Source organism: Nocardioides pymetrozini, assembly GCF_046058985.1.
Classification (GTDB): Bacteria; Actinomycetota; Actinomycetes; order Propionibacteriales; family Nocardioidaceae; genus Nocardioides.
Window position 1 is genome coordinate 3,663,223 of sequence record NZ_CP175556.1, and the last position, 17,067, is coordinate 3,680,289.

Sequence of the window (17,067 nt, forward strand, 5' to 3'; positions counted from 1 at the left end):
ATCGGGCCGTGAACTCCGCAGGCTTGCGCATCGGCATCGGCTCCGACGTCCACCGCCTCGTCCCCCGCGGACCACAGGACCCACCGCTCGCCCTCGGCGGGCTCACCTGGCCCGACGAGGACGTCCGGCTCGAGGGGCACTCCGACGCGGACGTCGCGGCGCACGCGGCCTGCGACGCCCTGCTCTCGGCCGCCGGCCTCGGCGACCTCGGCAGCAACTTCGGCACCGCCGAGCCGCAGTGGGCGGGCGCCGGCGGCGCCGCCCTGCTCGGGGAGACCCGGCGGCGCGTCGAGGCCGCCGGCTTCGCGATCGTGAACGTGGCCGTGCAGGTGATCGGCAACCGACCCCGCGTGGGCGCCCGCCGCGCGGACGCCGAGGCCGCGCTGTCCGGCGTACTCGAGGCGCCGGTGTCGCTGTCGGCCACCACCACCGACGGCCTGGGCCTGACCGGCCGCGGCGAGGGCGTGGCCGCCATCGCCACCGCCCTCCTCACCGCCGCAGTGTGAGCTGTGGGGCCCCGAGGTGTGCGTTGAGGGCCCCCGAGGTGTGCGTTGAGGGGCCCCGAGGTGTGCGTTGAGGGGCCCCACAGGTCACACCTCGGGACCCCCGAGCTCACACCTCGCGCCTATAGTGCGACACGTCGTCGCAAGAACCTGCCGTCGTGAGTGAGACCGTGGCAGGGTGGGGCGGCCAGCGGGAGAGGTAGGGGGAGTGCATGGCGGACCACACCGTGATCACCGAGGACGGGCTGCGGCTCCATGTGACCGTGCGCGGACGGTCCGATGCGCCGCTCACGGTGCTCCTCTCGCACTGCTGGACCGCGGAGGAGTCGGACTGGCACTACCAGGTCACCGACCTGCTGGGGCGCTACGGGCGCGACATCCGGGTGGTCACCTGGGACCACCGCGGGCATGGTCGGTCCGACCGCGCACCGGAGTCGTCCTGCACGATCCCCCACCTGACCCGTGACCTCGGCCTGGTCGTGGACACCTGCGCGCCCGAGGGTGCCCTCGTCGTCGCCGGCCACTCCGTCGGCGGGATGGCGATCACGGCCATCCCCGAGGAGCGCCCCGACCTGATGCCGCGGATCGTGGGCGCGATGTTCGTCAGCACGACCAGCGGCGAGCTCAACAAGGTCACGCTGGGCCTGCCGGTGGTCGCGGGAGCGGTGCTGCGTGACCGGCTGCCGTTCCTGCTGGCCAACCGGTCGCGGATGCTCAGCCTGAGCCGCCGCGAGAAGTTCCCGACCATCGAGCGGCAGGTGGCCCGCCGCTTCCTCTTCGGCCGCCCGGCCCGCTCGCGCGACGTCGCCCATGTGGTGGACCAGCTCGTCCATGCCTGGCCCGAGACCATGTCCGGCTTCTTCCGGGACATGATGACGCACGACCGCATCGGCACCCTGTCGGCCTTCGACGACATCCCCACCACCGTCCTGGTCGGCACCCGCGACCTGCTCACGCCGCCCGAGCACGCGAGCAAGATCGCCCGCGGGATCCGAGGCGCCCGCCTGCTCGTCGCGCCCGACGCCGGGCACTACCTGCCCTTCGAGCGCCGCGAGCTGGTGAGCGGCGAGCTGTTCGCGCTGGTCGACCGCGCGCTCTCCCGGCTCCCCGTCGACGGCGGGAGCCAGGCAGAGGGCCGGACGGGGCGGCACCGGGCCCGCTCCTGAGCGGGCGACTGGCTACCCTCGCGGGATGACCGCACCGACCGCCGCCGTCGTCGTACTGGCCGCCGGGAGTGGCACCCGGGTCGGTGCGGAGGTCAACAAGATCCTGCTCCCCCTGCGGGGTCGACCCGTGCTCGCCTGGTCGGTCCGCACCGCGCTCGCCGTGCCCGGCGTGGACCCGGTCGTCGTGGTCCACCGCGCGGGCGAGCGAGCGGACGTCGGTGCGGCACTGCTCCCCGTGATCGCGGACCGCGAGGTACTGCTGGTCGAGGGGGGTGCCAGCCGTCAGGACTCCGAGCAGGCCGCGCTGGCGGCCCTGGCGGGCCGGGTGGCGGACGGCAGCGTGGACGTGGTCGTCCTCCACGACGGCGCTCGCCCCCTGGCCCCTCTCGAGCTGTTCGCGGCCACCATCGCCACCGCCCGCGCGTACGGCGGCGCCGTCCCCGCCCACGAGCTGGCCGGCCTGCTGCCGCGAGACGCCGCCGCCGCACCGTCTCCGGGCGGTCCCGGCACGCGGCTGGTCGGCGTGGCGACCCCGCAGGCGTTCCGCGCCGCTCCTCTGCTGGCGGCCTACCGGGCGGCCGCCGAGGCGGGCTTCGACGGCACGGACACCGCGGCCGCCTTCACCCAGTTCGCGCCCGCCGGACACGACGTGCGCGCCGTCCCCGCAGACCCGGGCAACGTCAAGGTCACCTTCGCCGAGGACCTCCGGCTCGCCGCGAGGCTGCTCGCCGAGTCGGGCTTCTAGCGAGGGTCGGTCAGGGCGGCGAGGACCGCGAGATCGGCCTCCGAGGCGACGCGGCGCGCCTCGGGCGGCGCCTCGACGAGGAGCACCCGCTCCCCGCCGTACCGGCCGCGCAGAGCCGTCACCAGCTCCACGAAGTCCGTCGAGGGCAGTGCGCCGCCGCCCCCGAGGAGGTCCGCCACGACCGACGCGGGCAGCACCACGGGCGAGCAGACCGCGACCAGCGCGTCACGGTCCACGCTCGAGCCGACCACGTCGTCGGCCCGCAGCTCCTTGACGGTGTCGGTGACCGGGCGTACGCCGACGACGATGCGGTCCTCGACGTCGGCGCGCTCGGCACAGCGGCGCAGGAACTCCGGCGGCGTCATCGGGCACAGCGGGTCGTGCAGGAGGAGCGGCTCGCCACGCTCGACGAGGACGTCCCACGGGACGGTCTGGTCGAGGAGGTCGACGCCGGCCTCGCCGACCGCCCACGCGGCGGTGGCGACGAGGGACTCGCCGTGGATCAGGTGGAAGGGCAGAGCACCCCGGCCCTCCTCCACGATCATCCCGGCGACGGGGGCGAAAAGGTCGACGGCGTCATACGGATGCGGGTTCATCGGAACCCACCGTATGACGCCGTCGCGTTGTCTTACTGGTCAGGAGGACCCGCGAGCGTTCAGCTCGCCAGCACCTCGTCGAGGATGGTCTCGGCCTTGTCCTCGTTGGTGTTCTCGCAGAGCGCGAGCTCGGAGACCAGGATCTGGCGGGCCTTGGCGAGCATGCGCTTCTCGCCTGCCGACAGTCCGCGGTCCCGCTCCCGGCGCCACAGGTCGCGCACGACCTCGGCCACCTTCATGACGTCGCCACTGTGGAGCTTCTCGAGGTTCGCCTTGTAGCGCCTCGACCAGTTGGTCGGCTCCTCGACGTGCTCCGCGCGGAGCACCCCGAAGACCCTGTCCAGCCCGTCCTTGTCCACGACATCCCGAACACCCACGAGGTCCAGGTTGTCGGCCGGCACGCGGACCACGAGGTCCTGCTGGGCGACAATCCGAAGCACGAGGTACTGCCGTTCCTGGCCCTTGATCGTCCGCATCTCGATGTTCTCGATGACAGCGGCCCCGTGATTGGGGTAGACGACCGTTTCGCCGACGGTGAAAGTCATATGAGCAAAACCCCTTCCTAGGGTGACCTATCTTACCACGGGTTCGACGACCCTCCGAATGCGTTTGCGCAGGTCAGGGGCACAATCGGCGGCTTGACAAGTGACCGGAGGTGTGGTGGCGCCGCCGGGCGGAGCTGTGGGGCAGGTCACGCGGCGTCCGGCGGGGCCACGGTGGCGCCCGATCGGCGGGCCCGCCCCCACCAGGGTCGGGAGTGGTCAATACTGCTCGCCATGGCGAAGATGCAGCGCTGGCGGCGCAGCCGCTCTGCCGGGGAGGGGACCCCGTCCGAGGAGGCCCACGAGGTCGACCTGACGGTCGACGAGCCCGACCCGTCCTCCGACCTGCCCGCGGGCGCCCTGGACGACGCGGAGGCGGTCGCGACCGTCGACGTCGACGAGCCGGGCGAGGAGGAGCTGGCGGCCGAGCTCGTCGCGGAGACCGAGGTGGCCGAGGACGCGGCCGCCGACGGAGAGACGGAGTACGCCGGCGAGGACGCGGAGTACGCCGGCGAGGAGGACCTGGAGCGTCCCCCGCTGCCGCACGTCCCGGACCGGTCCGGGCTCAGCGGCTGGCTCTTCGGTGGCCGCAACCCCGCGGACGTCGTACCGCTGCAGCTGCTGCAGGCCGCCCATGCCAAGCAGGCGATCACCACGGCGCTCGCGATGGGCCTGGTCGCGGCGGTCGCGGGCCGGCCCGCACGGGAGGCCGGCGTCGTCCTGGTGACGGTGCTCGTGGGCCAGACGATCCTGGGCTGGCACAACGACATCGTCGACCGGCAGCGCGACCAGGCCCACGGGCTGACCGGCAAGCCGATCGCGGCGGGCCGGCTCGAGGTCGGGACGGCCTGGTACGCGATCGTCGTCGCCTTCCTGCTCCTCATCCCCCTGGCCACCACGACCGGCGTGCGCGCCGGTGCGTTCTACGTGGCATCGGTGGCCGTGGCGATGCTCGGCAACATCGTGCTCCGGACCGGCTTCCTGTCCTGGTGGTCGTGGGCGGCGTCCTTCGCGCTCCTGCCGGCGTACCTGTCCTACGGCGGCTGGGGCGGCAAGGCCGTGGGCAGCCCACCGGAGCCCGCGATCGTCGCGCTCGCCGCACTGCTGGGCATCGGCATCCACTTCATGCGCGCGGTGTGGGGCCTGGTGGCGGACCACGAGGACGGCTGGACCTATCTGCCACTGAAGCTGGGCCTCAAGCTCGGTGCGACCCGGCTGCTCGCGCTCTCGACCCTGTTCACCGTGGGCGTCGTCGTGGCGCTGGCCGTGGTCGGTGCCCGGGTCGGACTCAGCCGCTGAGCAACGCTAGAGTGAGCGCGCTTCGAACCGACCTGACCCGGAGGCCTGCTGACATGCCCCACCTGCGCCGATCCGCGCTCGCCGGACTGCTGCTGGCGGTCGCACCCGCCGCCGCCCTCAGTGGGTGCGGCTTCGACTACCCCACCGACCGGGTCAACACCATCGCCGCCGGGGTCAACGACCGCAGCGGTGACGTCGACGCACTCGGCATCCGAGTGCTCGCGACCGCGGAGGGCGAGGGCCGGCTGATCGGCTCGCTCGCCAACAACCTGCGCGAGAGCGCGGCGCTGGAGGAGATCTCCTCCCCCGAGGGCATCACCGCCGGCGAGTTCGAGCCGATCGAGGTCGCGGGCCGCGCCACCGTCAACCTGGCCACCGCGACCGCCGTACCGCTCAGCGGCGACTTCACCGCCGGCCAGTTCGTGCCGCTCGACCTGACCTTCAGCGACGGGACGACGCTCAGCCTCGACGTGCCGGTCGTCAAGCCCTGCTTCCAGTACACCCAGGTCCCGACCGAGGTCGCCAGCGCGGGCAAGTCCGCCGCCCACGACGACGAGACGAAGGCCGGCGACCAGGCCGCGCACGCCGACGAGAGCGCGGAGACCGAGCACGCGGAGACCGGCGACGCGGAAGCCGGGCACGCGGAGACCGGGCACGCGGAGGAGGGCGGCGACGCCACCTTCACGTGCGCGGACGAGATCCCGGCTCCCGGGGGCGCGCACTGATGAGCTTCACGCTGGTCCTGCTCCGCCACGGCGAGAGCGAGTGGAACGCGAAGAACCTCTTCACCGGCTGGGTCGACGTCGCGCTCACCGAGAAGGGCCGCGGCGAGGCGGTCCGCGGCGGTGAGCTGCTGCGCGAGGCCGGCATCCTGCCGGACGTCGTCCACACCTCCCTCCAGCGCCGCGCGATCAACACGGCCGCGCTCGCTCTCGACGCGGCGGACCGGCACTGGATTCCCGTCCGCCGCTCCTGGCGCCTCAACGAGCGCCACTACGGCGCACTCCAGGGCAAGGACAAGAGGGCCATCAAGGACGAGTACGGCGAGGAGCAGTTCATGCTCTGGCGCCGCTCCTTCGACACCCCGCCCCCGCCGCTGGCCGACGACGACGAGTACTCCCAGGCCGGCGACCCCCGCTACGCCGACCTCGGCGAGGAGCTGCCTCGCGCCGAGGCGCTCAAGCAGGTCATCGACCGGTTGCTCCCCTACTGGGACGCCGGGATCGTGCCGGACCTGCGCGCCGGCCACACCGTTCTCGTCGCCGCACACGGCAACAGCCTGCGCGCGATCGTCAAGCACCTCGACCAGATCAGCGACGCCGACATCGCCGGCCTCAACATCCCCACCGGGATGCCCCTGGTCTACGAGCTCGACGAGGACACCCTCGCCCCCACCGTCCCCGGTGGCCGGTACCTCGACCCCGAGGCCGCCGCCGCCGCCGCGGCGGCTGTGGCGAACCAGGGGCGCTGATCCCAGGAGTCCCAGGGGGCACAAGTTTCACCGGCTGGCCGGAGAAACTCACGCTGGGACGATGAAGTTTCATCGTCCAGGAGACAGTTTCTCCGGCCGGCCGGTGAAACTGTCTCCCCGCCCGATCACGCAGCCGGCGCCGGGTGATGCCCCGTGACCACGAAGATCACCCGGTTCGCGACCGAGACGGCGTGGTCGGCGATCCGCTCGTAGTAGCGACCCAGCAGGGCGATGTCGACGGCGGCCTCGACGCCGTGGGTCCACTCGTCGCCGAGGAGCTCGGTGAAGCTGCGGCGGCGCAGCTGGTCCATCTCCTCGTCGTCGCGGCCCAGCGCGATGGCGGCCTCGACGTCGCGGCCGGCGATGACCTCGGTGACCCGGCCGACCATGTCCTCGGCGACCTCGGCCATCCGCTCCATGGTGGGGCGGACCTCGTCGGGGACGGCGACGTCGGGGACGCGCAGGCGCGCGATCTTGGCGACGTGCACGGACAGGTCGCCCATCCGCTCGAGCTCGGCGACCATCCGGAGCGCCGCGACGACGGTGCGCAGGTCGCCGGCGACCGGCTGTTGGAGCGACAGCAGCGCGAACGCGGAGTCCTCGACCCGCTCGCGGGCGCGGTCGATCTCGGCGTCGTTGCTGATGACCTTCTCGGCGAGGGTCGAGTTGCCGGTCATCAGGGCCTCGGTGGCCTCGCCGACCGCGACCTGCACCCGGCGGGAGATGCCCGCCAGGTCGTCGAAGATCGCGTCGAGCTGGTCGGTATAGGCGTCACGCATGGTCCCGACCCTACGGAGGCGAGGTGTCCATCAAGCGAGGTGCGGTGAACGGGGGATGAACATCGCGAAGCAGAGCCCTCGCGATTCTGAGCCCGGCCCCGCGCGCGCCGTACGATCGAGACGTGGATCCGACGACGCAGGCCTTCGTGGCCGCGCTGCTCGGCGCCCTCGTGGCCGGTGGCGCCATGCTCGCATGGCATCTGAGCGACCGTCAGCAGCGGGTCTACCGGGTCCCGGAGGAGCCGCTGCTACCTGAGGGCGTCGCGGCCGTGCTGTCGGTGCTGCGCAGCAGCGCGGTCGTCGTCGACGAGTCCGACGCGGTCGTGAAGGCCTCGGCTCCGGCGTACGCGATGGGCTTCGTCCGCGGCACCACCCTGCTCTCCGACCAGCTCGGCGAGCTGATCCGTCAGGTCCGCCGCGACGGGCAGATCCGCGAGACCGAGCTGATCGTCCCGCGCGCCGCCGGTACGCCGCGCCACGTGACGGCCCGCGTCGCCCCGCTCGGCTCGCGGCTGGTCCTGGCGCTGGTCGAGGACCGCACCCGCGAGCGCCAGGTCGACGCCGTACGGCGGGACTTCGTCGCCAACGTGAGCCACGAGCTCAAGACGCCGGTGGGTGCGATGCGGCTGCTCGCCGAGGCCGTCCAGGATGCGGCCGACGATCCCGACGCCGTGTACCGCTTCGCCTCGCGGATGCTCACCGAGAGCGACCGCCTGTCGAGGCTCATCCAGCAGATCATCGAGCTCTCGCGGCTGCAGGGCGACGAGCCGCTGGACTCCCCCGTCCCCGTCTCGATCGACGACGTGGTGGCCTCCGCCGTCGACTTCGTCGACATGAACGCCAGCGCCAAGGACATCCAGGTGATCGCGGAGGGCGAGGCGGGCCTGAAGGTCCTCGGCAGCGAGAAGCAGGTCGGCGCCGCCGTCTCCAACCTGGTGGCGAACGCCGTCGCCTACTCCGAGCCGAACTCCCGGGTGGTGGTGACCCGCAAGCGGGTCGGGCCCAACGTGGAGATCTCCGTGATCGACCAGGGCATCGGGATCCCCCAGGCCGAGGTCGAGCGCATCTTCGAGCGGTTCTACCGGGTCGACCCGGCACGGCACCGCTCGACCGGCGGCACCGGCCTGGGGCTGTCGATCGTCAAGCACGTGGCCGCCACCCACGGCGGCGAGGTGCGGGTCTGGTCGGTGGAGGGGCAGGGCTCGACGTTCACCCTGCTGCTCCCGCAGCACCCCCACCACGAGGCGGACGGGCCCTACCTGCGGCTCGCGCCGATCGCGTCCACCCCGGAAGCACCGGCCGGACGTGCGAATGATCAGGAGGAAGCATGACCCGCGTACTTGTCGTCGAGGACGAGGAGAGCTACAGCGACGCCCTCGCGTACCTGCTCCGCAAGGAGGGGTTCGAGGTGGCGATCGCGGCCGACGGCAACGAGGCGCTCAAGGAGTTCGACCGCAACGGCGCCGACATCGTGCTGCTCGACCTCATGCTGCCGGGCATCCCCGGCACCGAGGTCTGCCGCACCATCCGGCAGACGTCCAACGTGCCGGTCATCATGGTCAGCGCCAAGGACGACGAGGTCGACAAGGTGGTCGGGCTCGAGCTCGGCGCCGACGACTACGTCACCAAGCCCTACTCCCCTCGCGAGCTGGTCGCGAGGATCCGCGCCGTCCTGCGCCGCGGGGTCGGCGACGAGCTGCTGCCGGACACCCTGGAGGCGGGGCCGGTGCGGATGGACGTCGAGCGTCACGTCGTGACCGTGGACGGCGCGGAGCAGCGCCTGCCGCTCAAGGAGTTCGAGCTGCTCGAGATGTTCCTGCGCAACCCCGGTCGCGTGCTCACCCGCGGGCAGCTGATCGACCGCGTGTGGGGCTCGGACTACGTCGGCGACACCAAGACCCTCGACGTCCACGTCAAGCGCCTGCGGGCCAAGCTCGAGCCGGAGCCGAGCGAGCCGAAGTACCTCGTGACGGTGCGCGGTCTGGGCTACAAGTTCGACGTCTGAGCGAGGCCGGACGGCTCCGGGCCGGGCTCGGGCCCGCGCTCCCGAGCCGCCGCGGCGTCGGGCTCCGGCTCCGCGCAGACCGCGACCTCGGCTGCCGGCTCGGTGCTGGCGGTTGTGGCGGCGCGCCCGCCGGTCGCGACCACGCACCCGACGAGGATGAGCGGGAAGCCGACGAGCATGCCGGCGGTGAGCCTCTCGTCGAGCAGGAGCACGCCGAGCAGGATCGCGACGGCCGGGTTGACATAGGTGATGATCGTCGAGCGCGTCGGGCCGGCCACCTTGATCAGCTCGAGGAAGATCACGAACGCCAGCGCCGTGCACACCAGCGCCAGGACGGCGATGCTCACCCATGCCTCCGCCGGGAGGCCGGTGGGCGGGTCGACGATCCCGAACGGCGCGTAGACCACGGCCGTCATCGTCAGCGCGCAGGCCATCACCCCGAGCCCGGACACGTCCTCCAGGTAGCGGACCAGGATGAGCGGCCCCGTGGCGTAGCAGACCGCGACGCCCAGCATCTCGACCACGGCCAACAGGTCGATGTGGCCGACGTCGAGGCCGACCAGGAAGGCCACCCCGGCGAAGCCGAGGACCAGTCCGCCCGTCTGCGCGGCGCTGAACCGCTCGGCGTGGGTGGTGACCAGGAACGCGAGCGCACCGAACAGGGGGACGGCCGCCACGAGCAGGCCGGCAAGCGACGAGGAGATCCGCTGCTCGGCGTGGCCCAGCAGCACCCAGGGGACCATGATCTCGATCGCCGCGAAGAGCGCGAGCGGTCGCCAGCGGGCGAGCGCGGGTGCGACCTCGCGGCGCACGAGCGCCAGCGGCAGCAGGACCAGGGCTGCGAGCGCGGTGCGGAGGAAGACCAGACTCGCCGGCGAGACATGGTCGACGGCGATCCGGATGAACAGGTAGGGCAGGCCCCAGATCAGGCACATCGCCAGGAACAGCGACCATCCACGCTTCGTCACGAGCCGACTCTAGGGATCGGCACCGACAGCGGTCGCGCGAGTTTCGGACAACGCGGCGCGAAAGCCCGCCAGAAAGATCTCCCGAAGATCTCGCACACGATGTCGAGAACCCGTCGGCGGCTCCGTCCCAGGGATGAAGGCGGCAAGATGGCCGTCTCGGACCTGAGGAGACCACCATGGCGAAGTACCTCTTGCTCAAGCACTACCGCAGCGACCACGCGATCGCCAAGGACGACCTCGTCCCGATGGACCAGTGGACGCCCGAGGAGGTCAGCGCGCACATCGACTTCATGCGCCAGGTCGCCGACGAGCTGCGCGAGCGCGGCGAGTTCGTCGACGAGCAGGCGCTCTCCCCCGAGGGCACCTTCGTGCGGTACGACGGCGAGGGCCGCCCGCCGGTCACCGACGGGCCCTTCGCGGAGACCAAGGACCTGATCGCCGGCTGGATGGTCATCGACGTCGACAGCCAGGAGCGGGCCTACGAGGCAGCCGCGCGGCTGTCGTCGGCCCCGGGCCCCGGGGGCAGGCCGATCCACGAGTGGATCGAGGTGCGCCCGTTCTACGGTGAGCCCCCGGTCGTCACGGAATGACCTCCACCGGCGAGGACCTGGGTGAGCTGCTGCGCGATCTCACCCCCCAGGTGCTCGGCGTCCTCGTCCGCCGCGGAGCCGACTTCGCGGCGGCCGAGGACGCCGTCCAGGAGGCGCTGGTCGAGGCGCTGCGGCACTGGCCCGAGGGCCGGCCGGAGCAGCCCCGCGCCTGGCTCGTGACGGTGGCGCGGCGCAAGCTCGTCGACGCCCAGCGCTCGGCGTACGCACGGGAGCGCCGCGAGCTCCGCGTCCACCTCGAGCCGGATCCGGGGCCCGCGGAGCAGGCCGACGACACCCTGCTCCTGCTCAGCCGCTGCTGCCACCCGGCGTTGACGCCCGCCTCCGCGATCGCCCTGACCCTGCGCGCCGTCGGCGGTCTGACCACGGCCCAGATCGCCGAGGCGTTCCTGGTGCCGGAGGCCACCATGGCCCAGCGGATCACCCGGGCCAAGCGCACCGTCAGCGGACAGCGCTTCGACCGGCCCGGCGAGGTGGGTGCGGTGCTGCGGGTGCTCTACCTGGTCTTCAACGAGGGCTTCACCGGGACCGTCGACCTGGCCGAGGAGGCGATCCGGCTGACCCGCCAGCTGGCCGCCGCGACCGACGACCCCGAGGTCGACGGCCTGCTCGCCCTCATGCTGCTGCACCACGCACGGCGCCGGGCTCGGCGTACCCCGCACGGCGACGTGATCCCCCTCGCCGAGCAGGACCGCTCGCTCTGGGACGGTGCGATGATCACCGAGGGCGTGGAGGTGCTGCAGGCTGCGCTCGCCCGCGACGCTCTCGGCGAGTACCAGGCCCAGGCCGCGATCGCCGCCCTGCACGACGACGCCGCGAGCGCCGAGGAGACCGACTGGCCGCAGATCCTGGAGTGGTACGACGAGCTGCTGCGGCTCGCCCCGAGCCCGGTCGTCGCGCTCAACCGCGCGGTGGCCGTCGGCGAGGTCGACGGGCCTCTCGCGGGTCTGCGCCAGGTCGAGGGCCTGCCCGAGGACCTGCCCCGGCGTGACGCCGTCGCCGCCTGGCTGCTCGAGCGCGCGGGCGACGTCGAGGAGGCGGCCCGCCGCTACGCATGCGCAGCGGAGCGTGCGACGAACCTCGCGGAGCGGGCACATCTGACCCGCCAGGCGGCACGTCTGCGGAGCGGAGCGTCGAAGCCACGCCGAGACCCTCGGTAAAGAAAAAGTGATCTGGGTCACACGAGGTGCGCCGGAGGACTACACACGGAGGTGATCCCCCGGCAGACCTCGACCACGGACTCCCGGCTGCCGGCTCGCACTCTCTCCAGGAGCAGCCATGCGTCGCATCCCTCTTGTCGCAGTCGGCGCACTGGTCGCCGGCGCGCTCGCCTTCCCAGCGCCTGCGCCCGCCGCCGTGCGCAATCCGTCCAATCCCACCCCGATCGCCGTGACCGACAACGGCCTCTCCGCGTCCACCATCTCCGTTGCGGGGCTCGGCGGCGTGATCACCGACATCAATGCCCGAGTCGAGGGCGTGTCGCACACCTATCCCGACGACCTGGACCTCCTGCTCGAGTCGCCCGAGGGCACCTTCGTGATGCTCATGTCCGACGCCTGCGGCGGCGACGACGTCGTCGCCTACCAGTGGAACTTCGACGACGAGGCAGCCGCCCCGATGACGGACGACTCCCTCACCGGTTGCAATCCCATCAACGTACGGCCCACGAACTTCGGCGCCTCCGACCCCGCCGCCTCGGGGCCCCTCTCCTTGCCGGGCACGCTGGTCGAGGACTCCATGAGCGCCTTCGACGGTGAGAACGCGAACGGCACCTGGAGGATCCACGTCTACGACGACCTGGTCGGCTTCGGCGGCAGCATCGCCAACGGCTTCGAGCTGCTCATCAACACCGGCCCGGCCTCAGTCGTGCTCTCCGTCGGCGAGTCGTCCTCCGGGCTCGCCGACCCCTATCCGTACCAGATGGTCGTCGGCACCCCCGGCAAGATCGCCGATGTCGACCTTCGCATCGACCGCTTCTACCACTCGTTCCCCGACGACGTGGACGTGTTGCTCGTCAGCCCCTCGGGGAAGGCCGTCGAGGTCATGTCGGACGCGTGTGGCTCGGCGCGACTGACGAACGTGAGCCTCACCTTCGACGACGAGGCGGCGGGAGGCCTGCCCGACGGCCCGACCTGCACCTCGGGCCGGGTCCGACCCACGAATTTCCTGACCAACGACCCGGTGTACCCGGCGCCCGCCCCGGGAGGGCCCTACAACACCGCGCTGAGCGCCTTCGACGGCGAGCCGGCCAACGGGACCTGGCGGCTCTTCGTCCGAGACGACACGGGGAGCGACTCAGGCTTCGTGGTGGACCCGCCGCAGCTGGTCATCACGATCGACGGTGCTCCCGAGACCACCATCGTCAAGCGGCCGAAGAAGTCGACGACGAAGCGGAAGGCGACCATCGCCTTCGTCGCCAACGAGGCCGGAGCCAGCTTCCAGTGCAAGGTCGACAAGAAGGCCTGGAAGCCGTGCGCGTCCCCGCTGAAGCTCAAGAAGCTCAAGGTGGGCAAGCACAAGGTGCAGGTCCGCGCGATCGACAAGGTGGGCAACCTGGAGACCACGCCCGCGGTCGTCAAGTGGAGGGTGCGTCGCTGACATCGCGACGGCGCCCAGCGCGCGCGTCCCGGAGGCGGACCGGCTCGGCCGGTCCGCCTCCGGCGCATTTCGCGGTATCAGGCAGCGGGGCCCGGGGGTCCGAGAAGCACGTCAGCATCCCCCCTCGAAAGGTTCTGCCATGCGCCGTCTCGCCCTGATGACCGCAGGGGTCATCACCCTCGGAGGCCTCTCCGGCCTCTCCTCCGCCGGACCCGCGTCGGCCGCGGTCCGCACCGTCAGCTACCCGCTCGTGGTCAACGTGCCGGACAACGGCACGACCGCCGCGACCGTCAACGTCACCGGCCTCGCCGGGCCGATCACCGACGTCGACGTCGTCCTCAACGGGGTCACGCACGGCTGGCCGCGCGATCTCGACCTGTCGATCCAGGCACCGGGATCCACCAAGGTGGTGCGCCTCATGTCCGACGTGTGCGGCACCAACACCAGTCCGCTGACCGGGGCGGTCTTCACGGTCGACGACGAGGCCGCGGTCGCCATGCCCGACAGCGCGGCGTGCCCGGCGGGGTCCTACCGGCCGACGAACAACGACGCCGCGGAGACTCCGCCGCCCGGAACGACGTTCGCCGACAGCCTGTCCGCCTTCGACGGCTCGAACGCCAACGGCACCTGGACCCTGCACGCCTCCGACGACCTCGGCGGCTTCGTGGGCCAGCTCACCAGCGGGTTCGCCCTGACCATCACCACCGACGACGCCCCCGGCGAGACGACGATCACCCAGCGTCCGCGGAGCTCGACCAGGAGCCACCGGGCGACGGTCGGGTTCGTCGCGGACAAGGGCCACGTGAGCTTCCAGTGCAAGGTCGACAGGTCGGCCTGGAAGGCGTGCTCCTCCCCGCTGAAGCTGAAGAGGCTCAAGCCCGGCAAGCACAAGGTCCGGGTCCGCTCGGTCGGACTGTCCGGCCAGGTCGAGAGCACGCCCGCCGTCGTGAAGTGGCGGGTGCGCTGACCGGCCGAGGCCGGGACCACCCTCGGAGGCGGATCAGCCGAGCTGGTCCGCCTCCGGCGGGTCCGCGAAGAGCGCGTTGAGGTCGGCGCCCGGGGCAGCGCCGGCGAAGCCGTCGAACCTGCCCTCGACGAGGCCGGCGGCCGCGCGCTCGAAGCCGCCCCACGCCGCCCTCGCCAAGGCGCCCCCGACGCTGATCCGGCGTACGCCGAGCTCGGCCGCCGCGGCGAGGGTCAGCGGGCTCGGGCCGCCGACGAGCACGTTGACCGGCTTCGGCGCGACGGCCGTCACGACGGCCGCGATGTCCGCGGGGTCGCTGACGCCGGGCGCGTAGAGGCAGTCGGCGCCGGCCGCCGCATAGGCCTGCAGCCGCTCGGTGACCTCGGCGAGGTCCGGGCGGCCGACGATGAAGCCCTCCGCACGGCCCACCAGGACGACGTCGTGCCCGCTGGCGTCGATCGCGTCGCGTGCGGCGGCCAGCCGCTCCACCGCGACGGGGAGGTCGTAGGGGACCCCGCCGACCGCGTCCTCGATCGAGAGGCCCGCGACGCCGGTCTCCACCGCCAGGGCCACGCTGACGCCGACCTCGTCCACACCGTCGCCGTAGCCGTTCTCGAAGTCGGCGTTCACCGGCAGCCGGGTCGCGGCGACGATGTCGGCGAGGTGGTCGAGCGCCTCGTCGCGGGTCGCGGAGCCATCCGCGCGGCCGCGGCTCCAGGCGGCGCCGGAGCTGGTGGTCGCGAGTGCAGCGAAGCCGAGATGCTCGAGATAGCGGGCGGAGCCGCGGTCCCACGGGTTGGGGAGGACGAAGCAGCCGCCCTCGTGGAGAGCTCGGAACGCGGCGCGCCGCTCGGCGATGGTGGTCATGCCGCGACGCTAGGGCGTCGCACCGACAGCCCCCGTGCCGCCCTCAGCCCTGCGCGTCGGCCTCCAGCCAGCCGCGGAACGCCTCCAGGTTGGCCGTGGACTCGCCCCGCTCGATCCGCCATGCCCACTCCTTGCGGATCGACGACTCGAAGCCGAGCTCGAGGATGGTGTTGAACGCCGAGTCGGCGTAGTCGAGCACCGAGCCGAGCAGGCGGTCGAGGTCGTCGGAGGTCACCGAGGACAGCGGGAGCCGCGCGTCGAGGTAGATGTCGCCGTGGTGGTCGATGCCGAAGGCGACGGCGTACATCCGCATGTTGCGCTCGAGCAGCCAGCGGTAGACCCGCTCGAACTCCTCGTCCGGACGGCGACAGACGAACGCGTGCACACCCAGGGCGTGCGGCCCGACGTCGAGACGGACCGGCGTCTGCAGCTTCTTCTCGCCGGGCAGGGCGAAGCTGAAGGTCCCGCCCTCGGTCTCGTCGAACTCGATCTCGTTGTCCTGGAGCCAGGCGCGGACCACGTCGGTCGCGCTGGTCGTGCCGGGCTGGGTCGTCATCCGACGCGGGCCTCCTGTCGCAGGAGCGCGTGGGCGCGCTCGTAGACCTCCACCGTATGGGCCGCGGTCGCCTCCCAGGAGAACTGCCGCGCCTGCGTCAAGGCGCCGTCGGCGAGCCGGTCGCGCAGCGCGGGGTCGGCGACGACCCGCTCGAGCGCGACCGCCCAGTCGTGCGGGTCGTGGGTCTCGACGAGCAGGCCGCTGCGTCCGTCGCGGACGACGGTGGTCAGGCCCCCGACCGCAGCCGCGACGACCGGCGCGCCGGACGCCTGGGCCTCCGCGGCGACGAGCCCGAAGGACTCGTTGTACGACGGCACCGCGACGAGCGTGGCGGCGGCGTACCAGCCCGCGAGGTCGTGCTGCGGCACCGGCGGCACGAAGCGGACGACGTCGTCGATGCGGAGCTCGGCCGCGAGGTTGGCCAGCGCGGTGGGCCGCTCCAGGCCGCTTCCGGACGGCCCTCCGACGACCGGTACGACGAGGCGCGAGCGCAGGTCCGGGCGCCGCACCAGGAGCTCGGCGACCGCCCGGAGCAGCACGTCGGGAGCCTTGAGCGGCTGGATCCGGCCGGCGAAGAGCAGCACCAGCGCGTCGTCCGCCAGCGCGCGCTCGCGACGCGCCCGGGAGCGCTCGGCCGGGGTGAGCGGACGGAAGACCTCGGTGTCGACGCCGGGATGGACCACCTCGACCCTCCCCGGGTCGGCGTCGTACAGGTTGATGAGCTGCTTGGCCTCGAGGTCGGTGTTGGCGATGAGCACGTCGGCGGCCTCCACCACCTGCTCCTCCCCGATCACCCGCGCCTGCGGCTCCGGGCTGTCGCCGGCGGCGAGCGCCTCGTTCTTGACCTTCGCCATGGTGTGCATCGAGTGCACGAGCGGCACGCCCCAGCGGTCGCGCGCCAGTGCGCCGACCTGGCCGGAGAGCCAGTAGTGCGAGTGGACGACGTCGAAGTGGCCCGCGGGCTGCGCGGCCTCGGCGCGCAGGACCTCGCGGGCGAAGACGCAGAGCTGGCCGGGCAGCTGGTCCTTGGTGAGCCCCTCGAAGGGCCCGGCGTGCACGTTGTGCACGGTGACCCCGTCGCGGACGGGGACGACGGGGTCGAGGCGCGAGCTGGTCGCGCGGGTGAAGATGTCGACCTCGATGCCGCAGCCGGCCAGCCGGCGCGCCAGCTCGACGACGTAGACGTTCATGCCACCGGCGTCACCGGTGCCCGGCTGGTCGAGCGGGGAGGTGTGCAGGCTGATCATCGCGACACGACCGATCGCCGTCTCCCCCATCGGACCTCCCGCTGCCTCTCGCCGCCCGGACACCCCGGTGCCCGGCATCCGCCGCCGGACACCTGTTGCCGGCTGATCGGTCAACGGCATCACCGTGCCCAGCATTCCCGATCCCCGCGGGCT

Annotated in this window: 19 protein-coding genes; 12 read left to right on the top strand and 7 right to left on the bottom strand. The window is 72.4% G+C overall.

Features of this window, described 5'->3' with window-relative positions; genetic code table 11:
- Positions 1-8 precede the first annotated feature (8 nt).
- The 3 genes from ispF (at position 9) to ACJ5H2_RS17955 (ending at position 2,414) form a co-directional block, all read left to right on the top strand.
- Positions 9-506 carry a 2-C-methyl-D-erythritol 2,4-cyclodiphosphate synthase gene (gene ispF / locus ACJ5H2_RS17945; RefSeq protein WP_408896800.1) on the top strand — a complete coding sequence of 166 codons (498 nt, stop codon included), beginning with the start codon at positions 9-11 and terminating at the stop codon, positions 504-506.
- Positions 507-715: 209 nt separating this feature from the next.
- Entirely contained in the window at positions 716-1,669 is a 954-nt protein-coding gene (locus ACJ5H2_RS17950; RefSeq protein WP_408896801.1) for an alpha/beta fold hydrolase, read from the top strand.
- Between the two features lie 25 nt (positions 1,670-1,694).
- Entirely contained in the window at positions 1,695-2,414 is a 720-nt protein-coding gene (locus ACJ5H2_RS17955; RefSeq protein WP_408896802.1) for a 2-C-methyl-D-erythritol 4-phosphate cytidylyltransferase, read from the top strand.
- Here ACJ5H2_RS17955 and ACJ5H2_RS17960 read toward each other — a convergent pair.
- Positions 2,411-3,010, bottom strand: a complete 600-nt coding sequence (locus ACJ5H2_RS17960; RefSeq protein WP_408896803.1) for a 2-C-methyl-D-erythritol 4-phosphate cytidylyltransferase — start codon at positions 3,008-3,010, stop codon at positions 2,411-2,413. The two genes, ACJ5H2_RS17955 and ACJ5H2_RS17960, sit on opposite strands and share 4 nt — an antisense overlap.
- Positions 3,011-3,069: 59 nt before the next feature.
- On the bottom strand, positions 3,070-3,555 hold the full coding sequence (locus ACJ5H2_RS17965) for a CarD family transcriptional regulator (RefSeq protein ID WP_028654642.1): 486 nt from the start codon (positions 3,553-3,555) through the stop codon (positions 3,070-3,072).
- Between the two features lie 231 nt (positions 3,556-3,786).
- Here ACJ5H2_RS17965 and ACJ5H2_RS17970 point away from each other — a divergent pair, with 231 nt between their 5' ends.
- Genes ACJ5H2_RS17970 through ACJ5H2_RS17980 form a run of 3 tightly spaced genes read left to right on the top strand, consistent with a single transcriptional unit; the run spans position 3,787 to position 6,322 of the window.
- On the top strand, positions 3,787-4,851 hold the full coding sequence (locus tag ACJ5H2_RS17970) for a UbiA family prenyltransferase (RefSeq protein ID WP_408896804.1): 1,065 nt from the start codon (positions 3,787-3,789) through the stop codon (positions 4,849-4,851).
- A 53-nt stretch (positions 4,852-4,904) separates the two neighbouring features.
- Positions 4,905-5,576 (top strand): hypothetical protein, encoded by a 672-nt coding sequence (locus ACJ5H2_RS17975; protein ID WP_408896805.1) that lies wholly within the window; start codon positions 4,905-4,907, stop codon positions 5,574-5,576.
- The gene (locus tag ACJ5H2_RS17980) at positions 5,576-6,322 is read left to right on the top strand and encodes a phosphoglyceromutase (RefSeq protein ID WP_408896806.1); all 747 of its coding nucleotides are present in this window, start codon (positions 5,576-5,578) and stop codon (positions 6,320-6,322) included. The genes ACJ5H2_RS17975 and ACJ5H2_RS17980 overlap by 1 nt, the downstream gene beginning before the upstream one ends.
- Before the next feature lie 125 nt (positions 6,323-6,447).
- Here ACJ5H2_RS17980 and phoU read toward each other — a convergent pair whose 3' ends face one another.
- Positions 6,448-7,101, bottom strand: coding sequence for a phosphate signaling complex protein PhoU (gene phoU / locus ACJ5H2_RS17985; RefSeq protein WP_408896807.1), 654 nt, complete (start codon positions 7,099-7,101; stop codon positions 6,448-6,450).
- 122 nt (positions 7,102-7,223) lie between these two features.
- On the opposite strand from phoU, the gene ACJ5H2_RS17990 reads away from it, so the two are divergent.
- Positions 7,224-8,432, top strand: coding sequence for a sensor histidine kinase (locus ACJ5H2_RS17990; protein WP_408896808.1), 1,209 nt, complete (start codon positions 7,224-7,226; stop codon positions 8,430-8,432).
- Positions 8,429-9,106: a response regulator gene (locus tag ACJ5H2_RS17995; protein ID WP_408896809.1), complete on the top strand. Its 678-nt coding sequence runs from the start codon at positions 8,429-8,431 to the stop codon at positions 9,104-9,106. Before ACJ5H2_RS17990 ends, ACJ5H2_RS17995 begins: the two co-directional genes overlap by 4 nt.
- Here ACJ5H2_RS17995 and ACJ5H2_RS18000 read toward each other — a convergent pair.
- Positions 9,088-10,074 carry a DMT family transporter gene (locus ACJ5H2_RS18000; RefSeq protein WP_408896810.1) on the bottom strand — a complete coding sequence of 329 codons (987 nt, stop codon included), beginning with the start codon at positions 10,072-10,074 and terminating at the stop codon, positions 9,088-9,090. The two genes, ACJ5H2_RS17995 and ACJ5H2_RS18000, sit on opposite strands and share 19 nt — an antisense overlap.
- 176 nt (positions 10,075-10,250) lie before the next feature.
- Here ACJ5H2_RS18000 and ACJ5H2_RS18005 point away from each other — a divergent pair, with 176 nt between their 5' ends.
- The 4 genes from ACJ5H2_RS18005 (at position 10,251) to ACJ5H2_RS18020 (ending at position 14,247) form a co-directional block, all read left to right on the top strand.
- Complete coding sequence (locus ACJ5H2_RS18005) at positions 10,251-10,664, top strand: YciI family protein (RefSeq protein WP_408896811.1); 414 nt, start codon at positions 10,251-10,253, stop codon at positions 10,662-10,664.
- Positions 10,661-11,842, top strand: a complete 1,182-nt coding sequence (locus ACJ5H2_RS18010) for an RNA polymerase sigma factor (RefSeq protein ID WP_408896812.1) — start codon at positions 10,661-10,663, stop codon at positions 11,840-11,842. The genes ACJ5H2_RS18005 and ACJ5H2_RS18010 overlap by 4 nt, the downstream gene beginning before the upstream one ends.
- A 118-nt stretch (positions 11,843-11,960) precedes the next feature.
- The gene (locus ACJ5H2_RS18015) at positions 11,961-13,280 is read left to right on the top strand and encodes a hypothetical protein (RefSeq protein WP_408896813.1); all 1,320 of its coding nucleotides are present in this window, start codon (positions 11,961-11,963) and stop codon (positions 13,278-13,280) included.
- A gap of 139 nt (positions 13,281-13,419) precedes the next feature.
- Positions 13,420-14,247, top strand: a complete 828-nt coding sequence (locus tag ACJ5H2_RS18020; RefSeq protein ID WP_408896814.1) for a hypothetical protein — start codon at positions 13,420-13,422, stop codon at positions 14,245-14,247.
- Positions 14,248-14,280: 33 nt separating this feature from the next.
- On the opposite strand, the gene ACJ5H2_RS18025 is transcribed toward ACJ5H2_RS18020, so the two are convergent.
- From ACJ5H2_RS18025 to mshA, 3 genes are read right to left on the bottom strand one after another with little or no spacing between them, the layout of a single operon-like run.
- Entirely contained in the window at positions 14,281-15,111 is an 831-nt protein-coding gene (locus ACJ5H2_RS18025) for an oxaloacetate decarboxylase (RefSeq protein ID WP_408896815.1), read from the bottom strand.
- Between the two features lie 43 nt (positions 15,112-15,154).
- The gene (locus ACJ5H2_RS18030) at positions 15,155-15,667 is read right to left on the bottom strand and encodes a YbjN domain-containing protein (protein WP_408896816.1); all 513 of its coding nucleotides are present in this window, start codon (positions 15,665-15,667) and stop codon (positions 15,155-15,157) included.
- Positions 15,664-16,944 (bottom strand): D-inositol-3-phosphate glycosyltransferase, encoded by a 1,281-nt coding sequence (gene mshA / locus ACJ5H2_RS18035; protein ID WP_408896817.1) that lies wholly within the window; start codon positions 16,942-16,944, stop codon positions 15,664-15,666. The genes ACJ5H2_RS18030 and mshA overlap by 4 nt, the downstream gene beginning before the upstream one ends.
- Between the last annotated feature and the right edge of the window lie 123 nt (positions 16,945-17,067).